Below are 21483 nucleotides of genomic sequence, written 5' to 3'. Positions count from 1 at the left end.
CTGCTTTGTGTTCCCTTTGTTGAGTGAACCTGCGACATACGTTCCTATTTGCGGCCTGCCTGATGACCTTCTTTTGGGGTCTGGCAGGCCGTGTTATTGATGCCATCAGTTTTTATAGACAGGAAGAGTATTTTGACTACTGACACTCATACTCTGCGTATTGAAGAGATACTGGATTTATTGCCACACCGTTACCCATTCTTGCTGGTTGACCGCGTGCTGGACTTTGAGAAAGGGAAATTTTTGCGCGCCGTGAAAAACGTTTCTTTTAACGAACCGTTCTTCCAGGGGCACTTCCCGGGTAAACCTATTTTCCCAGGCGTTTTAATTCTGGAAGCGATGGCTCAGGCCACCGGCATTCTGGCGTTCAAAAGTGTAGGAAAACTGGAACCGGGCGAATTGTATTATTTTGCAGCAATCGACGATGCACGCTTTAAACGTCCGGTCTTGCCGGGTGACCAGATGGTTCTGGAAGTTGAATTCATTAAAGAGCGTCGTGGCGTTGCTCGTTTCAAAGGTGTCGCGAAAGTAGATGGTGAGATTGCTTGCGAGGCATCAATGATGTGCGCCCGTCGCCGGGAGTCTTAATACATGATTGATAAAACCGCCTTTATTCATCCAAGCGCTATTGTTGAAGACGGTGCCGTAATCGGTGCCGGAGTCCATATCGGTCCTTTCTGCTACGTGGGATCCCAGGTAGAAATTGGTGAAGGTACTGAGCTTAAATCACACGTAGTGATTAATGGTGTGACCAAAATTGGCCGCGATAACCGTATTTTTCAGTTCGTTTCCATTGGTGAAATTAACCAGGATCTGAAATATGCCGGTGAACCAACACGCGTTGAGGTCGGCGATCGCAACAATATTCGTGAGAGCGTTACCATTCATCGTGGTACCGTTCAGGGCGGTGGTCTGACAAAAGTAGGCAGCGATAACCTGTTGATGGTTAACGCACATATTGCCCACGATTGCGTCATTGGTAATCGCTGTATTTTGGCGAACAATGCGACCCTGGGTGGTCACGTCGAAATTGATGACTTCGCGATCATTGGCGGTATGACGGCGGTACATCAGTTCTGTATTATCGGCGCGCATGTCATGGTGGGTGGATGTTCCGGGGTAGCTCAGGACGTTCCTCCGTTTGTGATTGCGCAAGGTAACCACGCGACACCATTCGGTATCAATATCGAAGGGCTTAAGCGTCGTGGTTTTGAAAAAGCCGATCTGCATGCGATTCGCAATGCCTATAAGTTACTGTATCGCAGTGGTAAAACGCTGGAAGAAGCCCAACCGGAAATCGCTGCAATTGCCGCTGAATTCCCGAAAGCTAAACCCTTCAGTGATTTCTTTGCCCGCTCAACGCGCGGCATTATTCGCTGATCTGCGCTACGGAAAATAATGCAAAAGCCTGTTCTGACAATTGGTCTGGTGGCCGGTGAAACGTCCGGTGATATTCTTGGCGCCGGGTTGATTCGAGCCTTGAAAAAGCATCATCCTGATGCCCGTTTTGTGGGTGTTGCAGGTCCGCTGATGCAAGCGGAAGGATGCGAAGCCTGGTACGAAATGGAAGAACTGGCGGTAATGGGCGTGGTAGAAGTTCTTGAACGACTACCACGCCTGTTGAAAATCCGTAAAGATCTGACCCAACGCTTTAGCGAACTCAAACCTGATGTGTTTGTGGGCATAGATGCTCCGGACTTTAACATCACGCTGGAAGGTCGCTTAAAGCAGCGCGGCATTCGCACGATTCATTATGTCAGCCCGTCTGTCTGGGCGTGGCGACAAAAACGTGTTTTCAAAATCGGCAAGGCGACAGATTTAGTTCTGGCATTCCTGCCTTTTGAAAAAGCGTTCTATGACAAATTCAATGTCCCCTGTCGTTTCATTGGCCACACTATGGCTGATGCCATGCCGTTGCATCCTGATAAACAGGCAGCACGTCTGGCGCTGGGGATACCAGATGATGTTCACTGCCTGGCGCTACTGCCGGGAAGCCGCCATGCGGAAGTGGAAATGCTCAGTGCGGATTTCCTGAAAACCGCGTTGCAGTTGCGTGAAACTTATCCTGATTTGCACATCGTGGTACCCCTGGTGAACGCGAAACGTCGCGAGCAGTTCGAGCGGATCAAGGCTGAAATTGCGCCTGATTTGCCCGCTCACTTGCTCGATGGCCAAGGCCGGGAAGCAATGATTGCCAGTGATGCGGCTTTGCTGGCATCCGGGACGGCAGCACTGGAATGTATGCTGGCTAAATGTCCGATGGTAGTGGGCTATCGCATGAAGCCGTTCACTTTCTGGCTGGCTGAGCGTCTGGTGAAAACGCCGTATGTTTCATTGCCAAACTTGCTGGCAAGACGGGAAATTGTCACCGAATTACTGCAAACCGAATGTGTGCCTGAGAAGCTTTCTGCTGCTTTGTTGCCTTTACTGGCCGGCGGCGAGAAAAGCCATGCGCTGCGTGAGACGTTCCTTGAACTGCATGAAAGTATCCGCCGCGACGCAGATGAACAGGCTGCTCAGGCCGTCATGGAGCTGGCAAACCGATGAGTGATTTATTTATCTATCCACAGGCCGTATGTATTGCGGGTGTGGATGAAGTGGGTCGCGGCCCGTTAGTGGGCGCTGTGGTAACAGCCGCGGTGATCCTCGATCCGGCCAATCCGATTAAAGGCCTGGCGGATTCTAAAAAACTGTCTGAAAAGCGCCGTGAGGCGTTATACATCGAAATTAAAGAGAAAGCGCTGGCCTGGAGTCTCGGGCGTGCTGAACCACATGAAATCGATGAACTGAATATTCTGCATGCCACTATGCTGGCCATGCAAAGAGCGGTTGCCGGATTGGGTATCACGCCTGATATGGTGCTGATCGATGGCAACCGCTGCCCTAAACTTCCGATGGCGTCACAGGCGGTGGTGAAAGGGGACAGCAAAGTCGCTGAAATCAGCGCGGCTTCAATTCTGGCTAAAGTCACCCGCGATCGTGAAATGGTTGAACTGGATCTTCAGTTCCCTGAATATGGTTTTGCGAAGCACAAAGGCTACCCGACGCCGGTGCATCTCGAAAGCCTTGCCCGCCTTGGCGCCACAGCACATCACCGTCGAAGTTTCTCTCCGGTGAAACGCGCGCTCGGGCTGGCATAACGCGTCACTTGTTCCTGCCCCGTTTTGCGGGGTATACAACCCTTAATTCACTCATTTCTGGACTCTGGATATGGCCGAACCTCGTTTTATTCATCTGCGTGTACATAGCGACTATTCCATGGTGGATGGGCTCGCGAAAGTGGGCCCGCTGGTGAAATGCGCAGCGTCACTCGGCATGCCCGCTCTGGCGATTACTGATTTCACTAATCTGTGCGGACTGGTTAAATTTTATGGTGCCGCGCACGGTGCCGGCATTAAGCCGATTATCGGCGCAGACCTGAATGTTCAGAGTGACATCCTCGGCGATGAGCTGGCGCAGCTGACTGTTCTGGCGATGAATAATCAGGGCTATCAAAATCTGACGTTGCTCATCTCCAGAGCCTATCAGCGCGGTTATGGCGCTGCCGGACCCATTGTCGACCTCGAATGGCTGGCAGAGCTGAACGAAGGTCTGATCCTGCTTTCCGGCGCGAGAATGGGCGACGTCGGTAAGTTCCTGACCCGCGGCAATGATTTGCAGGTGAATCAGTGTCTGGATTTCTACCAGCAATATTTCCCTGACCGCTACTACCTGGAATTAATCCGCACCGGTCGTGCAGAAGAAGAAAACTATCTTCATGCTGCCGTGGCGCTGGCGACAGAGCGTGGTTTGCCGGTTGTGGCCACTAACGACGTACGTTTTATGGTGCCGACCGATTTTGATGCCCATGAAATCCGCGTCGCAATCCACGACGGTTTTACCCTCGACGATCCCAAACGTCCGCGCAATTACACTTCGCAGCAATATATGCGCAGTGAAGACGAAATGTGTGAACTGTTTGAAGATGTTCCCGAAGCCCTGCAAAACAGCGTGGAAATCGCCAAGCGCTGTAACGTGACCATCCGGCTGGGCGAATATTTCCTGCCTCAATTCCCGACCGGCGATATGACCACGGAAGATTTCCTGGTCGAAAAATCAAAAATCGGTCTGGAAGAGCGTCTCGAGTTTTTATTCCCTGATCCGCAAGTACGTGCTCAAAAACGTGCTGAATACGACGAACGTCTGGATATCGAACTCGGCGTTATCAACCAGATGGGATTCCCTGGATACTTCCTGATCGTAATGGAATTCATCCAGTGGTCGAAAGATAACAGCGTGCCGGTTGGACCGGGACGTGGTTCCGGTGCAGGTTCTCTGGTGGCGTATGCGCTGAAAATCACCGATCTGGACCCGCTCGAGTTTGACCTGCTGTTCGAACGTTTCCTTAACCCTGAACGTGTTTCCATGCCCGACTTTGACGTCGACTTCTGCATGGAAAAGCGTGACCGGGTTATCGATCACGTTTCTGAAATGTACGGTCGTGAAGCGGTTTCGCAGATCATCACTTTCGGTACGATGGCCGCTAAAGCGGTTATCCGCGATGTAGGACGCGTCCTCGGTCACCCGTATGGTTTCGTTGACCGCATTTCAAAATTGGTGCCACCGGATCCGGGGATGACGCTGGAAAAAGCGTTTGCCGCAGAACCTCAGTTGCCAGAAATTTACGAGGCTGACGAGGAAGTTAAGTCACTGATCGACATGGCCCGTCAGCTGGAAGGTGTCACCCGTAATGCCGGTAAACACGCCGGTGGGGTGGTCATTGCGCCAACCAAAATTACTGACTTCGCACCGCTTTATTGTGATGCAGAAGGTAACCACCCGGTTACACAGTTCGATAAAAACGACGTGGAATATGCCGGGCTGGTGAAGTTTGACTTCCTCGGCCTGCGTACGCTGACCATCATCGACTGGGCGCTGGCAATGATTAACGCCCGCCGCGAGAAATCCGGTGAGCCGCCTCTGGATATCGCGGCCATCCCTCTCGATGACAAGAAAAGCTTCGACATGCTGCAACGCTCGGAAACCACTGCGGTATTCCAGCTTGAATCGCGCGGCATGAAAGATTTGATCAAACGTCTGAAGCCCGACAGTTTCGAAGACATGATCGCTCTGGTGGCGCTGTTCCGTCCGGGGCCGTTGCAGTCAGGCATGGTAGATAACTTTATCGACCGTAAGCATGGTCGCGAAGAAATTTCCTATCCGGATATCCAGTGGCAGCATGAATCCCTGAAACCTGTACTGGAGCCGACTTACGGCATCATCCTGTACCAGGAACAGGTCATGCAGATTGCGCAGGTTCTGGCGGGTTATTCGCTCGGTGGCGCAGACATGCTTCGTCGTGCGATGGGTAAGAAAAACCCGGTTGAAATGGCCAAACAGCGCGGCGGATTTGAAGATGGTGCGAAATCTCGCGGTATCGACGGCGAACTGGCGATTAAAATCTTCGATCTGGTAGAGAAGTTCGCCGGTTACGGTTTTAACAAATCTCACTCAGCGGCCTATGCTTTAGTGTCGTATCAGACGCTGTGGCTGAAAGCGCACTATCCGGCAGAATTCATGGCGGCGGTAATGACCGCGGATATGGATAACACCGAGAAAGTGGTCGGTCTGGTCGATGAATGCTGGCGTATGGGGCTGAAAATACTGCCGCCTGATATCAACAGCGGCCTGTATCATTTCCACGTGAACGACGAAGGTGAAATCGTTTACGGTATTGGCGCAATCAAAGGTGTGGGCGAAGGTCCGATTGAAGCCATTATTGAGGCGCGTAATGAGGGCGGCTATTTCAAAGAGCTGTTTGATCTCTGCGCGCGTGCTGATGTCAAAAAACTGAACAAACGTATTCTCGAAAAACTGATCATGTCCGGTGCTTTTGACCGTCTCGGGCCGCACCGTGCCGCACTGATGAGCTCTCTGCCGGACGCACTGAAAGCCGCTGATCAACATGCTAAAGCTGAAGCGATTGGTCAGGTGGATATGTTTGGCGTTCTGGCCGAAGCGCCGGAGCAGGTCGAAAAATCCTACGCGAATGTGATGCAGTGGCCGGAACAAACGGTGCTTGATGGCGAACGTGAAACGCTTGGGTTATATCTGACCGGCCATCCGATCACACAGTATTTGAAAGAAATCGAGCGTTATGGCGGCGGACAGCGCCTGAAAGATATGCACCCGACGGAACGGGGCAAAATGACCGTTGCAGTGGGACTGGTGCTCGCTGCACGCGTCATGGTCACCAAGCGCGGTAACCGCATTGGGATCTGTACACTGGATGACCGCTCAGGTCGTCTGGAAGTCATGTTGTTCACCGAAGCATTGGAAAAATTTCAGCATTTATTGGAAAAAGACCGTATCCTTATCGCCACAGGACAGGTCAGCTTTGATGACTTCAGTGGCGGGCTTAAAATGATGGCCCGCGATGTAATGGACATCAGTGAAGCACGGGAAAAATATGCTCGCGGTCTTGCTATATCGCTGACTGACAGGCAAATTGATGACCAGCTTTTGAACCGTCTCCGCCAATCGTTGGAACCTCATCGATCGGGGACGATACCAGTGCATCTGTATTACCAACGAGAAAACGCAAGAGCCCGGCTACGATTCGGGGCGTCATGGCGTGTTACGCCAACGGACAAACTGTTGCTGGATTTGCGAGGCCTGGTCGGTAGTGAGCAGGTGGAACTGGAATTTGACTAAAATAGGAATGCTATGAGTCTGAATTTTCTTGATTTTGAACAGCCGATTGCGGAACTGGAAGCGAAAATTGACTCGCTGACTGCAGTCAGCCGTCAAGACGAAAAATTAGATATTAATCTGGACGAGGAAGTTGCACGCTTGCGCGAAAAGAGCGTTGAACTGACCCGTAAGATTTTCTCTGATCTGGGTGCCTGGCAAATTGCCCAACTGGCGCGCCATCCTCGTCGCCCTTATACCCTGGATTACATCAAACATATCTTTACTGATTTTGATGAACTGGCGGGTGATCGTGCCTATGCAGACGATAAAGCTATCGTTGGCGGTATCGCCCGTTTAGGTGAACGTGCCGTGATGATCATTGGTCATCAGAAAGGTCGTGAAACCAAAGAGAAAATTCGTCGTAACTTCGGTATGCCTGCGCCGGAAGGGTATCGCAAAGCGTTACGCCTGATGGAAATGGCAGAACGCTTCAAACTGCCAATCATTACCTTTATCGACACTCCGGGTGCTTATCCTGGTGTTGGCGCTGAAGAACGTGGACAGTCTGAAGCTATCGCCCGTAACCTGCGTGAAATGTCTCGCCTGAATGTTCCGGTTATCTGCACCGTTATCGGTGAAGGTGGTTCCGGCGGTGCACTGGCGATTGGCGTTGGCGACAAAGTTAACATGCTGCAATACAGCACCTATTCGGTAATTTCACCGGAAGGTTGTGCTTCTATCTTGTGGAAGAGCGCGGATAAGGCTCCTCTGGCTGCGGAAGCAATGGGTATTGTTGCACCGCGTCTGAAAGAGCTGAAACTGATCGACTCCGTTATTCCGGAGCCTTTGGGTGGCGCTCACCGCAATGTCGAAGCCATGGCGGCTTCTCTGCGTGCACAACTGGAAGCTGATCTCAGCGATCTGGATGTTCTCAGCACGGAAGAATTGCGCAACCGTCGTTATCAGCGTCTGATGACTTACGGCTACTGCTAATTTGCGAGTGATTTCGAAAAGGCCATGCTTATGCATGGCCTTTTTTATTGGCGTTTTTACTGCTCAGACTTTCCTGCAATCTTAAAATCCTATGTTTTGCCCCAAACTCATCAGCAAGGGGTACACAGCAGGGACCAACCGTGTTTCTATTAATACCTGAGAGAAAAATAACAGAAGGATTTGTCAGATGAATATTATCGCTATCATGCGCCCGGAAGGGGCTTACTATAAAGAGGAACCAATCCGCGAACTGGATAGCGCACTGACGCTTCTTGGGTTTCAGATAATTTATCCGCGTGACCGGGCTGACTTACTCAAACTCATCGAAAATAATGCCCGGATCTGCGGCGCGATTTTCGACTGGGATCAACACAGCGAAGAGCTGTGTACAGAAATTAACGAGCTGAATGAATATCTGCCGCTTTATGCATTTATCAATACGCATTCGACGCTGGACGTTGACGTCAATGAAATGCGTATGGTGCTGTATTTCTTTGAATATGCGCTGAGTGCGGCCGACGATATCGCTAAACGCGTCCGCCAGTACACCGATGAATACATCGACACGATTACGCCACCCCTGACGAAAGCGTTATTCACCTATGTGGAAGAAGGTAAATACACCTTTTGTACGCCGGGGCATATGGCCGGTACGGCCTTTTTGAAAAGTCCGGTCGGAACGCTGTTCTATGATTTTTTCGGAGCCAAAACGCTGAAAGCGGATGTGTCGATTTCAGTCACCGAGCTGGGTTCTCTGCTCGATCATACCGGCCCGCATCTGGAAGCCGAAGAATATATCGCGAGAACTTTCGGCTCTGAGCAGAGTTATATCGTCACCAACGGGACTTCGACCGCCAACAAAATAGTCGGCATGTATGCAGCGCCTGCCGGAAGTACGGTGCTCATTGACCGCAATTGTCATAAATCACTCGCACATCTGATGATGATGACCAATATCGTGCCGGTCTATTTGCGCCCGAACCGCAACGCTTACGGCATTCTTGGCGGGATCCCGCAGCGTGAATTTACCCGCGAGAGCATCGAAGAAAAGATTGCCCAAACCGCGAATGCGAGCTGGCCGGTTCACGCCGTCATTACTAATTCCACTTATGATGGCCTGTTGTATAACACCGATTACATTAAAAATACTCTGGATGTTCCATCGATTCACTTCGATTCTGCATGGGTGCCGTATACCAACTTCCATCCTATTTACGATGGCAAAAGCGGAATGAGCGGCGAACGGATCCCTGGTAAAGTCATTTACGAAACGCAGTCGACGCACAAATTGCTGGCGGCTTTCTCGCAGGCTTCGATGATCCACATTAAAGGTGATTACAACGAGAGCACCTTTAATGAAGCCTATATGATGCATACCACGACGTCGCCGAACTACGGCATTGTCGCCTCAGCGGAAACCGCGGCGGCGATGCTGCGCGGAAATCCCGGACGGCGCCTGATCAACCGCTCAGTGGAACGTGCATTGCATTTTCGCAAGGAGATCCAGAGGCTTCGTGAAGAAACTGACGGCTGGTTCTTCGATATCTGGCAGCCTGAACATATTGATGAAGCGGAATGCTGGCCGCTGGATCCGGATCAAAACTGGCACGGTTTTGCTAATGCTGATGCCGATCATATGTATCTGGATCCGATCAAAGTGACCATCCTGACACCCGGCATGAACGAAATGGGTAAACTGGAAGAAGAGGGGATACCGGCGGCGTTGGTGGCGAAATTCCTCGATGAACGCGGCGTGGTGGTGGAAAAAACCGGGCCGTACAATCTGCTTTTTCTGTTCAGTATCGGCATTGATAAAACCAAATCCATGAGCCTTATGCGCGGTCTGACTGATTTCAAACGCAGTTACGATCTCAATCTGCGGGTCAAGAATATGCTGCCAGATCTCTATGCGGAAGATCCTGATTTCTATCGTAATATGCGTATTCATGATCTGGCGCAGGGGATCCACAAACTGATCGTCCGTCATGACCTGCCGCGTTTAATGCTGGAAGCGTTTGATGTGCTGCCGGAAATGAAAATGACACCGTATGAAATGTTTCAGCATCAGGTTCGCGGGCACATCGATGAATGTGATATTGATGAGCTGATCGGCAAAGTATCCGCCAACATGATCCTGCCTTACCCGCCGGGCGTGCCAGTGGTGATGCCGGGAGAGATGATCACCGAGGAAAGCCGCGCGGTGCTCGATTTTCTGATTATGTTGTGCTCAATAGGCGAGCGTTATCCCGGCTTTGAAACTGATATTCATGGAACGCGTCTCACAGAAGACGGGCGCTATCTGGTGAAAATCTTAAAACTTCCGGAAGCGCAGTAACAAACAGCCCTCTTCGTGAGGGCTTTTTATTGACGATTCCGGACAGCCTGAGTAACGTTCACCACAGAAATCAACAGGACATGACTATGCTTAATCTTCGCCAGATCCACCACATCGCTATTATTGGTTCTGATTATCAGGCCAGCAAACACTTCTACTGCGACATTCTCGGGTTCACGTTGCAGGGCGAATTTTACCGGGAAGAGCGTGATTCCTGGAAAGCCGATCTGGCGCTGAACGGCCAATACACCATTGAACTGTTCAGCTTCCCGCAGCCACCGAAACGACCAAGCCGCCCGGAAGCCTGTGGGTTGCGTCATCTGGCGTTCAATGTGGATGATATCGAACAGTCAATTTCAGTGCTCACTGCGTCGGGTGTTTTCTGTGAGCCAGTAAGAATCGATCCGTATACCGGTAAAAAATTCACTTTCTTTAACGACCCTGATGGCTTGCCGCTGGAATTGTACGAATCCTGATCATTCTATGAACTCAAAAACTGCCACGACATTTCTGACCGAACATTTGCGCCATAAAATCGGTGACGCACGAAAACTTTGTGTGGCTTTCAGCGGCGGGCTGGATTCATCTGTTCTGTTGGCCGGGCTGGCAGAGCTACGTGATACCACACTGCCGGAAATTGAACTGCGTGCGCTGCATATTCATCACGGGTTAAGTCAGTTTGCCGATGACTGGCTGGCGCATTGCCAGGCATTTTGTCTTCAGCGGAACATCCCTTTTTCCGCCGTAAAGGTACGGGTGGATGCACAAAACGGCGGTATAGAAGCTGCCGCTAGAACGGCGCGGTATCAGGTATTTTCAGACCATCTGGCTGAGAACGAAATCTTACTGACAGCGCAGCATCTCAACGATCAGTGTGAAACTTTTATGCTGGCGCTTAAGCGTGGCAGCGGTCCGGCGGGCCTTTCGGCGATGAGCGCGGACAGTTCAGCGCACGGTTATCGTTTGTTGCGTCCTCTGCTCGATCTTACACGTGAGCGGCTTGAAGAATTCGCGGCTCAGTTTCAGCTCAGCTGGATTGAAGATGACAGTAACGGTGATGCCCGCTTTGATCGCAACTTCCTGCGGCTGGGGATTCTGCCCGTAATGTATGATCGCTGGCCGCACTTTGCTCATGCTGCTGCCCGCAGCGCATTGCTTTGCGCGGAGCAGGAGGCGTTGCTGGATGAGTTGCTCAGTGAGTCGCTCACAGCGTTGACTGACGAGCAGGGCAGTTTATCAGTCGAGGGTCTGAAGGAGTTTTCAGCCGTCAGACGTTCTGCATTATTGCGCCGTTGGCTGGCTTTGCTCGGTGAAAAAATGCCTTCGCGCGAGCAGTTGCATAGAGTCTGGGATGAAGTGGCATTAAGTCGTGAAGATGCACAGGCCCGGTTAGTACTGGGGGATAGGGTAGTCAGGCGTTTTCGCCAGCGTCTGTATTTATTACCGGAATACCAGCCCCTGAAAGATCAGATTATCAACTGGGATCCGTGCGAAAAATTAATGCTGCCGGACGGACTCGGGTTTCTGGAAATTGATATTGATCCCCGCACACAAGCGGATGGCTGTCTGATCCGCCAGCCTCATGCTGATGAGAAGGTCACCGTACGTTTTCAGGCGCAGGGATCTATTGAAAAGGTCGGACGGGATCGTGCGCGTCAGGCGAAAAAACTTTGGTTGGAACTCGGTGTCCCGCCGTGGCAGCGGGATCGGATCCCACTGATTTATTACAATGATCAACTGATGGCAGCACCGGGATGGTTTATCACCCGCCAGGCCCTGACTCAAAATAACGAAGCGCAATGGCGGATCCTATGGTCCGTGGCGTAATAACAGATAAATTATTATTGGGCGGTTTTCATGTGTCCGGGGAGTGGGGATGTTGGTTGTGATGAGAAGTGTGGCAGGAATAGCGGCCCTTATGCTGTTCAGTTTACCGGCACTGGCTGGCGGAAACGTGGCTGACGGGCAGTCAAAATCAGCCAGTTGCGCGGCGTGTCATGGCGCAAAGGGACAGGCCATTAATTCTGTTTACCCTAATCTGGCCGGGCAAAATGCAGATTATCTGGCACTTTCGCTACATGCTTATAAGAAAGGGGAAAGAAGCGGTGGACAGGCAGGGGTAATGCAGGCATTCAGTTCATCATTGTCCGATCAGGATATCAGTGATTTATCGGCGTATTACGCCAGTCTCAAGCCGCTGGACTGAAGGGCTCAGAAATGCAAACGGGCAATCCTGAGATTGCCCGTGAGGTAAATTGAGGGTTGTTTCTGCTATTCAGCGCTGACAACTACCGTGCCAATTTCCGGATGGCTAAAGCTTTCTATGTGATCTAAACGAAGATCCCGTTGTTCGCCGTTCGCCTCAACCACCAGATATTCCACTTTTTTACGCATTAACAGATCGTTGGCTTTCGCCTCAACAATTTCTCCGCTACGCATCTTCAACGTCAAAACAAGGTGATGCTGGCAGGCGAGCTCGAGATTATCGTAGTCATCGCAATTGATGGGTTGGTACTCATCATTCATCGACATAATCGCTCACCAATAAGTTAGCGGCGGCATAGGCCGCCTGGTCCCTAACGGAAGACGGAAGTTCAGTGTTTGCTGCCACTTCGTCCAATGCTTTCAATACACAGCCCAACGCATCGGGCACATATCCGAGATCGCCACTTGCGATTTCAGAATATCTACGGCGTACCAACTCACAGTATTGTTGCATAAGTTCTCCCTAAAAAGCGTATCCCTCTGAGGAAAGCGCAGAAAGATAAGCTCTCAGTATTTAACGACTATAGCACAGGAGAGTGTGAGTTATTAGCCGCCCTGTAAAGGTAAATCGTTTGCGTAAAGCCATTATTGAGGATGACCATCGGGGGAAAACTGGTCGCGGCAGGACGCTTTCAAGTACACTGTGCGTCTATTATCAAGGGGTTTACCATGGCGTTAAAAGCAACCATTTATAAAGCAGCAGTCAATATCGCCGATATGGACCGCAATTTCTTTCATGACGCTAACCTGACACTGGCGCAGCATCCTTCAGAAACAGAACAACGCATGATGCTGCGTTTGCTGGCATGGATTTATCATGCTGACGAAAGGCTGGTGTTTACTCGCGGACTAAGCGCGGAAGATGAGCCGGAAATCTGGCGTAAGAATGACCACAATGGTATCGAGTTATGGGTCGAATTGGGATTACCTGATGAGAAGCGTCTGAAAAAGGCCTGTAACCAATCGCGCGAAGTTGTCCTTTATGCGTATGGTGAGCGTGCTGCGAAAGTCTGGTGGTCGCAAATCGAGGGCAAAGTCAGAGGTTTTGAGAATCTGCGCATCCGTTATATAGAAGATGAGTTACTGACGCAGCTGACCGCTTTCGGCAGCCGTACGATGAATTTACAGGCGACGTTACAGGACGGAACTATTTGGCTTTCTGATGCTCAGAGTAATTTGGAAATTCATTTTTCTGAATGGAAAGAGTCTGTTGTGAAAGAAACCAGGTAATCAACGTGCTAATCCTTTCCGGAAAAATGGAAATACCCGACAGCGAAATCGAATTAACGGCGATACGCGCTCAGGGGAATGGCGGCCAGAACGTCAATAAAACCTCAACGGCCATTCATTTACGCTTTGATATTAAAGCGTCGAGTTTGCCAGAATATTACAAAGAGCGTTTACTGGCGTTCAATCATCATTCTGTTACCGCTGACGGCTGGGTCATAATCAAGGCCCAGGAGTACCGGAGCCAAGAGATGAATCGCGAAGCGGCACTGGCCCGGCTTGGGGCATTGATTTCACAGGCGATGGTGGTAGAAAAACCGCGTCGGGCAACGAAACCGACCCGCGGGTCTAAAATTCGGCGGGTAGAAAGTAAAGTTCGCAAGGGTGCGACGAAAGCATTGCGGGGCAAGATACGTTAGCCCTAAATTCGTGCTGCAGGACAATTTTTATCGCAGCACTGTGGAATAGCAGTAGGGGAGAAACTGTGAAAAAAATCATTATTGGAGCAGTGCTGGCGCTCGGGGCGTTATCATTGTTCGGCTGTCATACCGCCGCATTTAATCATGAAAAACCTTTGCAGGCGATGCAGCAGAGTTACAGCGGCGTGTTGCCCTGTGCGGATTGCAGCGGCCTGAAAACGTCACTTTTCCTGCAACAGGACGGAACATATATCCTGCAGGAAATCTATCAGGGAAGTAAAGACGGCGATCAGACGTTCGCCAGTTACGGGCGCTGGGCGCGGACTGCCGATAAACTGGTGCTGACGGGTAACGATGGTGAGAAACGCTATTTCCATCCGAAAGATGAAAATTTGGAAATGCTGGATATGAGCGGTGAGCCTGTTACTTCTCAGTTCAATTATACCCTCAAGCCGGTGCAGCAAAGTTTGCCTAAGACGCCGATGGCACTGACCGGAATGATGCAATACAGCGCTGATGCGGCGTCATTCAAAGATTGTACAACCGGTAAAGTGTTCCCGATGTCGGCAAATAAATCACTGGAAGAAGGTTATCTTGCGGCGCGTAAAGCACCCAATCAGCTGGTCTTCCTTTCCATGGATGGCCATTTCATGACGGAGCCATCAATGGAAGAAGGGCAGATACAAAACGCCGTGGTGGCGGATAAAAACGTTAAGTTTGACGTAAACAAATCCTGTCCTTAAAGCCAGAGCGGACTGAACTGCATAAACTGAATTGCACAAACAAAAATGCCCGCATTAAGCGGGCATTTTTTATGGCAAACAATCGTTAGCCGATCTTAACGCGGGATCTGGCTCAGCAAATATTCAACGATATCGCTTTGTTTGATCATCTGTTTTTCACCAGAGCGACGGTTTTTGTATTCCAGCTCTTCAGCATCCAGATTACGATCACCAATCACTACGTGATGCGGAACACCGATCAGTTCCATATCAGCAAACATGACGCCCGGACGCTCTTTGCGATCGTCGAGGATCACATCGATACCGTGTGAACGCAGTTCTTTGTACAACGCTTCTGCTGCATCTTTCACGCGGAAAGATTTTTGCATGTTCATTGGCAGAATCGCGACCTGGAAGGGAGCAATAGCATCCGGCCAGATAATGCCACGAGCATCATGGTTTTGTTCAATTGCCGCAGCGACCACACGGGTCACGCCGATACCATAACAACCCATGGTCATTACCTGATTACGGCCATCTTCGCCCTGAACGGTCGCATTCATCGCTTCTGAGTATTTGGTGCCCAGCTGGAAGATGTGACCGACTTCGATACCACGTTTGATAACCAACGTACCCTGGCCATCCGGGCTTGGATCGCCATTAACAACATTACGAATATCCGCCACTTCTGGCAGCGCAGCATCGCGATCCCAGTTAATACCAAAGTAATGCTTACCGTCGATGTTAGCACCTGCGCTGAAATCGCTCATGGCGGCAACAGTACGGTCAGCGACAACTGGCATCGGCAGATTTACCGGACCGAGAGAGCCCGGGCCAGCCGGCACGATTTCACGAATTTCAGCTTCTGTCGCAAACGTCAGTGGTGTAGCAACTTGTGGCAGCTTTTCCGCTTTGATTTCGTTCAGCTCATGATCACCACGAACCAGCAGGGCAACCAGTTTATGGCCGCTTTCTGCGGTTGCATGAACCATCAGGGTCTTAACGGTTTGTTCAACCGGAACCTGGAACTGTTCAGTCAGTTCAGCGATGGTTTTGGCATTTGGCGTTTCAACAACACGCATTTCTTCGGTTGCTGCCGCGCGCGCAGTGGCCGGAGCTAGGGCTTCAGCGAACTCGATGTTAGCCGCGAAATCAGAAGAATCAGAGAACACTACATCATCTTCGCCGCTCTGTGCCAGAACCTGGAATTCATGTGAAGCGCTGCCGCCGATAGAGCCGGTATCCGCTAAAACTGCACGGAAATCCAACCCCATACGGCTGAAGATCTGGCTGTAGGCTGCGTACATTGCATCGTAAGTTTCCTGCAAGGATTCCTGCGTCGTGTGGAACGAGTAGGCATCTTTCATCAGGAATTCACGGGAACGCATCACGCCAAAACGCGGACGAACTTCGTCACGGAATTTGGTCTGGATCTGGAAGAAGTTCAGCGGCAATTGTTTGTATGAGCTGACTTCATTACGGATCAAATCGGTAATAACTTCTTCGTGGGTCGGGCCAAGAACGAATGGGCGATCGCCACGGTCAACAAAACGCAGCAACTCCGGACCATATTGTTCCCAACGTCCGCTCTCCTGCCATAAATCGGCGGGCTGAACTACCGGCATCGACACTTCAATGGCGTTCGCGTTGTTCATTTCTTCGCGTACGATGTTTTCAACTTTCTTGAGAACACGTAAGCCGGTCGGCAGCCAGGTATACAGACCTGAGGCCAGTTTACGGATCATCCCCGCACGCAGCATCAGCTGATGGCTGATCACTTCCGCGTCGGCTGGCGTCTCTTTCAGTGTAGAGAGCAGATATTGAGTAGTACGCATGATGTTGTTGGTTCCGTTAGCACTGCAAATTGCAATCAGGCTGCCATTGGCAGCCAAAACGTGAAAAGTGATTTAGTTTACCAGCGAGTTGCTGTTGTCAAAAGAGACGCAGAGGAAATTTAGTCTTTGTCGAGGGACAATACCTGATTCAGAGAGCCCGTCACCCGCCAGCGAACATTAAACTCCAGCAGGCGAACGGCGTAATCCCGCTCGGCGGCTTCTCCCTTACGGTAGGCCGGTCGGGGGTCCTGACCTAAAACCTGTGTAATAAAACGGCGCAGATGCGGATATTGCCTCGCATGTTCTGCCAGCTGCTGTTCAGCCTGTGGCAAAAATTCTACCGGCATATTGGCCTCCGGCGCATGCTGGGCAAATCCGGCACGCGCTTGAGGATGGCTTTCCGCAAAGGGAAGATAAGGTTTAATATCCACGACAGGCGTGCCATCCACCAAATCCAGACTGCCCAGTTGCAGAATGACATTTTGTCCCTGACAGCGGATCCCTTTAAGCTCAATCAGAGACATCCCAAGCGGATTTGGCCTGAAGGTTGAACGGGTCGCAAATACCCCGGTACGCGTATTTCCGCCCAGACGTGGCGGACGAACGGTCGGACGCCAGCCGCCTTCCATCGTCTGATGAAAAATGAACATCACCCATATATGACTGAAGTCTTCCAGCCCGCGAACGGCTTCGGGCTGGTTGTAAGGCGCGTGCAGATGTAATTCACCGCCACCATCCTCAATCAGACCGGGCTGGCGCGGAACAGCAAACTTCTCTTTATAGGGCGAATGAATCGTCCCTATTTGCTCAAAAGAAAATGAGGTCATTTAAACGTGACGTTGAGGGCAGAACCCTGACAAATCGCCTGCTGGAAACATCCCGGCACACCGCTGATGATCTGGCACTGGTGCAGTAATACTGCGTTGGCCTTCATATAAGATGCGCGGGTCAGCATTCTTTTGCGCGCGGCAGCGAGGCTTGGTGGTGCATCATTTTGATCGCCCTGGCAGGATTCGCCGGAGACTTCGCCTAAATCACGGAAAGGGCTACCAACCAGTGCTTCAGCGTCTTTATAGAGTTTAACCGGGGCAGGGCGTACCGGAGCCGGTTTAGCTTTAACGGGTTTTGGCTCTTCTTTAACAACGGGTGCAGGAGGGGTTGGCTGTGGATGTTTCGTCATAGAGCAACCCGCCAGCAAGAGCGCCGACAAACAGAGAGGTAAAGCACGCATGGTATATCCTCTGCTTTTTAATATGTTTACAGGAAAGAATGTGGCGTTATTGAACCAAGGTATTGAGGAAATAACAAGGCGGGCATATGCCCGCCTTGAATTTATTTATGAAAGTAATATTTACAGCGTAATTGTCAGGACGAAATCTTCATCCCTGACAGCAACGGATTACCAGCCTTTGACTGCGCCGCCGTTGAAGATTTTGTTCGCTGCAGCGTTAACTTCATCAGACTGGTAAGCCTGAACGAATTTCTTCACGTTTTCAGCGTCTTTGTTATCTTCACGGGCAACGATCAGATTCACGTACGGAGATTCTTTATCTTCTACAAAGATGCCGTCTTTCTCTGGAGTCAGGTTGATCTGGCTCGCGTAAGTGGTGTTGATCACAGCCAGAGCGATTTTCGCATCATCCAGTGAACGTGGCAGCTGTGGTGCTTCCAGCTCAACCAGTTTCAGGTTTTTAGGGTTCTCAGTCACATCCAGAACGGTTGGCAGCAGACCAACACCCTCTTTCAGTTTAATCAGCCCGACTTTTTGCAGCAGCAGTAATGAACGACCGAGGTTAGTCGGGTCGTTTGGCAGAGCAACCTGGTCGCCATCTTTCAGCTCATCTACAGATTTGATTTTCTTAGAGTAACCGGCGATTGGATAAACGAAGGTGTTACCGACCGGAACCAGTTTGTAGCCACGATCTTTGATCTGCTGATCCAGGTAAGGCTTGTGCTGGAAGGCGTTAACGTCGATATCGCCTTTGCTCAGCGCTTCGTTAGGTAATACGTAATCGTTGAAAGTCACCAGTTCAACATCAAGACCGTATTTCTCTTTCGCTACTTTCTGAGCTACTTCAGCAACTTGTTGTTCAGAACCGACAATTACACCCACTTTGATGTGGTTTGGATCTTGTTCTTTTGGTCCGCAACCGACTAATGCCAGCGATCCCAGAAGCGCGCCGACAACGGCAATGGATTTGAATTTGTTAGACATGTCCTTTCCTCAATAAACGGATATAAATCATTCACAGTGTAGCTATTACAGCTGCTATTTCTTATTTATGTGTGACTGCTTTTACGATGCGGTCGCCACAAAATTGAATTAAATACACCAAAACCACTAACAGGACTAATACCGTATTCATCACAGTTGCGTCGTAACCGATATAACCGTACTGATAACCGATTTGTCCCAAACCACCGGCGCCGACAGCGCCACCCATAGCAGAATAGCCTACGAGTGTGATCAATGTGATGGTCGCTGCATTGACCAGACCCGGCAGAGCTTCCGGCAACAAGATTTTACGGATGATCTGCATCGGTGTTGCACCCATCGCGCGGGAAGCTTCCACCAGACCGCTTGGAATTTCCAGCAGGGCATTCTCAACCATACGGGCAATAAACGGAGCCGCACCGACAGTCAGCGGAACAATCGCGGCCTGCAGACCGATAGAGGTACCGACAATCAGACGGGTGAACGGGATCATCCACACCAGCAAGATAATAAAAGGAATAGAACGGAAAATATTCACCAGCGCTGACATCACGCGGTAGACGTTTTTATTCTCTGCAATCTGACCAGGACGCGTCACATACAGCAGGACGCCAAAAGGCAAGCCCAGTACAAAACCAAAAAAGCCAGAGGTCAGCGTCATAATGACAGTTTCCCAGATACCCCGGCCCATTAACCACATCATTGCCTCAGACATAACCGAGTACCTCTACTTTCACCTGATTCTCATGCAGGAACTGAATAGCTGCCTGAGTGTTTTCTTCTGAACCGTGCATTTCTGTCAGCATAATCCCGAACTTCACGCCGCCGGCATAATCCATCTGAGCACTGATAATGTTGTTATTAATGTCAAAGCGACGTACGACTTCTGAAAGCAGCGGCGCATCGACCGACTGACCGGTAAATTCCAAACGCAGTAAAGGCACGCGTTCTGCTTCTGGTTGCGGCACCATACGCATGGCGTAATCTTCAGGGATATCCAGGTGTAATGTGGACTGAATGAATTGCTGAGCCAGCGGAGTTTTCGGATGAGAGAACATCTCGCTTACTTTATCCTGCTCAATCAGTTTACCGTCGCTGATGACTGCAACCTGATCGCAAATGCGTTTTACGACGTCCATCTCATGGGTAATAAGCAGGATGGTTAATCCAAGACGACGGTTGATGTCCTTCAGCAGCTCAAGAATGGCGCGGGTAGTGGCCGGGTCCAGCGCGCTGGTGGCTTCATCACATAGCAACACTTTCGGATTGCTGGCCAATGCGCGGGCAATGGCCACACGTTGTTTCTGCCCGCCGGAAAGATTCGCCGGGTAAGCGTCATGTTTATCTTCCAGACCCACCAGACTCAGAAGTTCAGAAACGCGCTTTTTGATTTCAGCCGAAGACTGATTGTCCAGTTCCAGTGGCAACGCGACATTGCCGAATACGGTGCGCGATGAAAGCAAATTAAAGTGCTGAAAGATCATACCAATCTGGCGACGTGCGCGGGTCAGCTCTTTTTCAGAAAAAGATATCAAATCCTGACCATCAACCAATACCTGGCCTTCCGTCGGGCGTTCCAGCAAGTTGACGCAGCGTATCAGAGTACTTTTCCCTGCGCCGGATGAGCCGATGACGCCATAAATTTGTCCGGCAGGGACGTGAAGACTCACGTCAGAGAGCGCGACTATCTGGCGCGAACCCTGCTGGAAAACCTTGGTGATGTTTGAAAGTTTAATCATATTATTTTTTATTCTGTCTTTTTGCCGTGACGTGGTGAAATTAACTCTTCGGGGATCGTCCCCGTAGCATGTCGTGGATGCTAAGGCGTCTAGACGTCTAAGTCAACCAGGTTAGCATTCTCACAGGCAGTGAAAACATGCGATACTCACGCCATTAATCAGGCATCAGGAGCAAATTCGTGGCACAACCTGTTTCAGCAATCTTTCTCGACCGTGATGGTACTTTGAATGTCGATCACGGCTATGTACATGAAATCGATAACTTCCAGTTTATCGAAGGCGTCATTGACGCCTGTCTTAAATTAAAAGAAATGGGCTTTTTGCTGGTACTGGTGACCAATCAGTCCGGTATTGCACGCGGTAAGTTTACTGAAGATCAGTTTATGACGCTGACCGAATGGATGGACTGGTCTTTGGCTGACCGTGGTGTCGACCTCGACGGCATCTACTTCTGTCCTCACCATCCGGAAGGCACCGTTAAGGAGTTTACCCAGGTTTGTGATTGCCGTAAGCCACTGCCGGGTATGTTTCTAACAGCTAAAGAAGAGCTGAATATTGATATGGCTTCTTCTTATATGGTGGGCGATAAACTTGAAGACATGCAGGCGGCCACTGCGGCGGGTGTCGGGCATAAGATTTTAGTGCGCACTGGTAAGCCGGTTACCGAACAAAGTGAAAGTGCAGCTGACGCAGTGCTGGAAAGCCTTGCTGCTTTGCCTTCCTTTATAGCAAAAGCGTAAAAATAAGGGTCTTTGGATAAAAAAACGGCAAACGAAATAAAACTGTATTTATTCGCTTGCCATTAAAATCTAACTCCCTATAATGCCGCTCCATCGACAGGGAACAACGTGAACAACATCACGAAGTAACCGGGTCGGAAAGATTAAAAACAGCGGCAACCGAATGAAATAAACGGTTGACACTGAATGAGGAAAGCGTAATATACGCCACCTCGAGTTAGCAAGCGAAATCGCGTAACTCACTGCTCTTTAACAATTTATCAGACAATCTGTGTGGGCACTCACAAGACGATATCAGCCACCTCGGTGGCAAAAAATATC

The 21483-nt window shown here is 50.4% G+C and carries 22 protein-coding genes; 14 read left to right on the top strand and 8 right to left on the bottom strand.

All coding sequences use genetic code 11. The features are described 5' to 3' along the window. Positions 1–132 precede the first annotated feature (132 nt). From fabZ to D5398_RS18095, 10 genes are all read left to right on the top strand, one after another. The gene (gene fabZ / locus D5398_RS18140) at positions 133–588 is read left to right on the top strand and encodes a 3-hydroxyacyl-ACP dehydratase FabZ (RefSeq protein ID WP_095923207.1); all 456 of its coding nucleotides are present in this window, start codon (positions 133–135) and stop codon (positions 586–588) included. Between the two features lie 3 nt (positions 589–591). Beyond that, the gene (gene lpxA / locus D5398_RS18135) at positions 592–1380 is read left to right on the top strand and encodes an acyl-ACP--UDP-N-acetylglucosamine O-acyltransferase (protein ID WP_120508889.1); all 789 of its coding nucleotides are present in this window, start codon (positions 592–594) and stop codon (positions 1378–1380) included. Between the two features lie 18 nt (positions 1381–1398). Further along, positions 1399–2547 (top strand): lipid-A-disaccharide synthase, encoded by a 1149-nt coding sequence (gene lpxB / locus D5398_RS18130; protein ID WP_120508888.1) that lies wholly within the window; start codon positions 1399–1401, stop codon positions 2545–2547. Then, positions 2544–3140 carry a ribonuclease HII gene (rnhB, locus tag D5398_RS18125; protein WP_120134673.1) on the top strand — a complete coding sequence of 199 codons (597 nt, stop codon included), beginning with the start codon at positions 2544–2546 and terminating at the stop codon, positions 3138–3140. The genes lpxB and rnhB overlap by 4 nt, the downstream gene beginning before the upstream one ends. 70 nt (positions 3141–3210) lie before the next feature. Next, entirely contained in the window at positions 3211–6693 is a 3483-nt protein-coding gene (dnaE, locus tag D5398_RS18120) for a DNA polymerase III subunit alpha (RefSeq protein ID WP_120508887.1), read from the top strand. A gap of 12 nt (positions 6694–6705) precedes the next feature. Further along, a complete protein-coding gene (gene accA / locus D5398_RS18115; RefSeq protein WP_120134671.1) occupies positions 6706–7665 on the top strand; it encodes an acetyl-CoA carboxylase carboxyl transferase subunit alpha in 960 nt (319 codons plus the stop codon). A gap of 187 nt (positions 7666–7852) precedes the next feature. After that, complete coding sequence (locus tag D5398_RS18110) at positions 7853–10000, top strand: lysine decarboxylase LdcC (RefSeq protein WP_120508886.1); 2148 nt, start codon at positions 7853–7855, stop codon at positions 9998–10000. Positions 10001–10086: 86 nt separating this feature from the next. Next, the gene (locus tag D5398_RS18105) at positions 10087–10476 is read left to right on the top strand and encodes a VOC family protein (RefSeq protein WP_120508885.1); all 390 of its coding nucleotides are present in this window, start codon (positions 10087–10089) and stop codon (positions 10474–10476) included. 7 nt (positions 10477–10483) lie between these two features. Next, on the top strand, positions 10484–11827 hold the full coding sequence (gene tilS, locus D5398_RS18100; protein ID WP_120508884.1) for a tRNA lysidine(34) synthetase TilS: 1344 nt from the start codon (positions 10484–10486) through the stop codon (positions 11825–11827). Between the two features lie 91 nt (positions 11828–11918). Continuing rightward, the gene (locus D5398_RS18095) at positions 11919–12206 is read left to right on the top strand and encodes a c-type cytochrome (protein ID WP_415838520.1); all 288 of its coding nucleotides are present in this window, start codon (positions 11919–11921) and stop codon (positions 12204–12206) included. A 65-nt stretch (positions 12207–12271) separates the two neighbouring features. On the opposite strand, the gene rof is transcribed toward D5398_RS18095, so the two are convergent. After that, positions 12272–12532: a Rho-binding antiterminator gene (gene rof / locus D5398_RS18090; RefSeq protein ID WP_015696107.1), complete on the bottom strand. Its 261-nt coding sequence runs from the start codon at positions 12530–12532 to the stop codon at positions 12272–12274. Further along, positions 12519–12719: a YaeP family protein gene (locus tag D5398_RS18085; protein WP_120508883.1), complete on the bottom strand. Its 201-nt coding sequence runs from the start codon at positions 12717–12719 to the stop codon at positions 12519–12521. The genes rof and D5398_RS18085 overlap by 14 nt, the downstream gene beginning before the upstream one ends. A 215-nt stretch (positions 12720–12934) precedes the next feature. On the opposite strand from D5398_RS18085, the gene D5398_RS18080 reads away from it, so the two are divergent. From D5398_RS18080 to nlpE, 3 genes are all read left to right on the top strand, one after another. Beyond that, positions 12935–13495, top strand: a complete 561-nt coding sequence (locus D5398_RS18080) for a YaeQ family protein (RefSeq protein ID WP_120508882.1) — start codon at positions 12935–12937, stop codon at positions 13493–13495. Next, positions 13462–13911 (top strand): alternative ribosome rescue aminoacyl-tRNA hydrolase ArfB, encoded by a 450-nt coding sequence (gene arfB / locus D5398_RS18075; RefSeq protein ID WP_415838521.1) that lies wholly within the window; start codon positions 13462–13464, stop codon positions 13909–13911. Before D5398_RS18080 ends, arfB begins: the two co-directional genes overlap by 34 nt. Before the next feature lie 65 nt (positions 13912–13976). After that, the gene (gene nlpE, locus D5398_RS18070) at positions 13977–14654 is read left to right on the top strand and encodes an envelope stress response activation lipoprotein NlpE (protein ID WP_120508880.1); all 678 of its coding nucleotides are present in this window, start codon (positions 13977–13979) and stop codon (positions 14652–14654) included. A 95-nt stretch (positions 14655–14749) separates the two neighbouring features. Here the strand turns inward: nlpE and proS are convergent, their stop codons facing one another. The 6 genes from proS to metN form a co-directional block, all read right to left on the bottom strand. Then, the gene (proS, locus tag D5398_RS18065; protein ID WP_120508879.1) at positions 14750–16468 is read right to left on the bottom strand and encodes a proline--tRNA ligase; all 1719 of its coding nucleotides are present in this window, start codon (positions 16466–16468) and stop codon (positions 14750–14752) included. Between the two features lie 119 nt (positions 16469–16587). Beyond that, complete coding sequence (tsaA, locus tag D5398_RS18060; RefSeq protein ID WP_120508878.1) at positions 16588–17295, bottom strand: tRNA (N6-threonylcarbamoyladenosine(37)-N6)-methyltransferase TrmO; 708 nt, start codon at positions 17293–17295, stop codon at positions 16588–16590. Then, positions 17292–17699 (bottom strand): Rcs stress response system protein RcsF, encoded by a 408-nt coding sequence (rcsF, locus tag D5398_RS18055; protein WP_120508877.1) that lies wholly within the window; start codon positions 17697–17699, stop codon positions 17292–17294. The genes tsaA and rcsF overlap by 4 nt, the downstream gene beginning before the upstream one ends. 168 nt (positions 17700–17867) lie before the next feature. After that, the gene (locus D5398_RS18050; RefSeq protein ID WP_120508876.1) at positions 17868–18683 is read right to left on the bottom strand and encodes a MetQ/NlpA family lipoprotein; all 816 of its coding nucleotides are present in this window, start codon (positions 18681–18683) and stop codon (positions 17868–17870) included. Between the two features lie 61 nt (positions 18684–18744). After that, positions 18745–19398: a methionine ABC transporter permease MetI gene (locus tag D5398_RS18045; RefSeq protein ID WP_120134658.1), complete on the bottom strand. Its 654-nt coding sequence runs from the start codon at positions 19396–19398 to the stop codon at positions 18745–18747. Next, on the bottom strand, positions 19391–20422 hold the full coding sequence (gene metN / locus D5398_RS18040) for a methionine ABC transporter ATP-binding protein MetN (RefSeq protein WP_120508875.1): 1032 nt from the start codon (positions 20420–20422) through the stop codon (positions 19391–19393). The genes D5398_RS18045 and metN overlap by 8 nt, the downstream gene beginning before the upstream one ends. A gap of 179 nt (positions 20423–20601) precedes the next feature. Between metN and gmhB the strand changes: the two genes are divergently transcribed. After that, a complete protein-coding gene (gene gmhB / locus D5398_RS18035) occupies positions 20602–21162 on the top strand; it encodes a D-glycero-beta-D-manno-heptose 1,7-bisphosphate 7-phosphatase (protein ID WP_120508874.1) in 561 nt (186 codons plus the stop codon). Positions 21163–21483: the final 321 nt, after the last annotated feature.

The sequence above is a fragment of the Rahnella bruchi genome (genome assembly GCF_003614975.1).
Lineage (GTDB): Bacteria > Pseudomonadota > Gammaproteobacteria > Enterobacterales > Enterobacteriaceae > Rahnella > Rahnella bruchi.
Note: the sequence above shows the minus strand (reverse complement) of the source record. Positions and strands in the feature narration are given on the sequence as shown.

Excerpts from the sequence above, each read along its gene's own strand:
- lpxA (WP_120508889.1), top strand. The coding sequence starts at position 592 with ATGATTGATAAAACCGCCTTTATTCATCCAAGCGCTATTGTTGAAGAC.
- lpxB (WP_120508888.1), top strand. The coding sequence starts at position 1,399 with ATGCAAAAGCCTGTTCTGACAATTGGTCTGGTGGCCGGTGAAACGTCC.
- rnhB (WP_120134673.1), top strand. The coding sequence starts at position 2,544 with ATGAGTGATTTATTTATCTATCCACAGGCCGTATGTATTGCGGGTGTG.
- dnaE (WP_120508887.1), top strand. The coding sequence starts at position 3,211 with ATGGCCGAACCTCGTTTTATTCATCTGCGTGTACATAGCGACTATTCC.
- accA (WP_120134671.1), top strand. The coding sequence starts at position 6,706 with ATGAGTCTGAATTTTCTTGATTTTGAACAGCCGATTGCGGAACTGGAA.
- D5398_RS18110 (WP_120508886.1), top strand. The coding sequence starts at position 7,853 with ATGAATATTATCGCTATCATGCGCCCGGAAGGGGCTTACTATAAAGAG.
- D5398_RS18105 (WP_120508885.1), top strand. The coding sequence starts at position 10,087 with ATGCTTAATCTTCGCCAGATCCACCACATCGCTATTATTGGTTCTGAT.
- tilS (WP_120508884.1), top strand. The coding sequence starts at position 10,484 with ATGAACTCAAAAACTGCCACGACATTTCTGACCGAACATTTGCGCCAT.
- D5398_RS18095 (WP_415838520.1), top strand. The coding sequence starts at position 11,919 with ATGCTGTTCAGTTTACCGGCACTGGCTGGCGGAAACGTGGCTGACGGG.
- rof (WP_015696107.1), bottom strand. The coding sequence starts at position 12,532 with ATGTCGATGAATGATGAGTACCAACCCATCAATTGCGATGACTACGAT.
- D5398_RS18085 (WP_120508883.1), bottom strand. The coding sequence starts at position 12,719 with ATGCAACAATACTGTGAGTTGGTACGCCGTAGATATTCTGAAATCGCA.
- D5398_RS18080 (WP_120508882.1), top strand. The coding sequence starts at position 12,935 with ATGGCGTTAAAAGCAACCATTTATAAAGCAGCAGTCAATATCGCCGAT.
- arfB (WP_415838521.1), top strand. The coding sequence starts at position 13,462 with ATGGAAAGAGTCTGTTGTGAAAGAAACCAGGTAATCAACGTGCTAATC.
- proS (WP_120508879.1), bottom strand. The coding sequence starts at position 16,468 with ATGCGTACTACTCAATATCTGCTCTCTACACTGAAAGAGACGCCAGCC.
- tsaA (WP_120508878.1), bottom strand. The coding sequence starts at position 17,295 with ATGACCTCATTTTCTTTTGAGCAAATAGGGACGATTCATTCGCCCTAT.
- rcsF (WP_120508877.1), bottom strand. The coding sequence starts at position 17,699 with ATGCGTGCTTTACCTCTCTGTTTGTCGGCGCTCTTGCTGGCGGGTTGC.
- D5398_RS18050 (WP_120508876.1), bottom strand. The coding sequence starts at position 18,683 with ATGTCTAACAAATTCAAATCCATTGCCGTTGTCGGCGCGCTTCTGGGA.
- D5398_RS18045 (WP_120134658.1), bottom strand. The coding sequence starts at position 19,398 with ATGTCTGAGGCAATGATGTGGTTAATGGGCCGGGGTATCTGGGAAACT.
- metN (WP_120508875.1), bottom strand. The coding sequence starts at position 20,422 with ATGATTAAACTTTCAAACATCACCAAGGTTTTCCAGCAGGGTTCGCGC.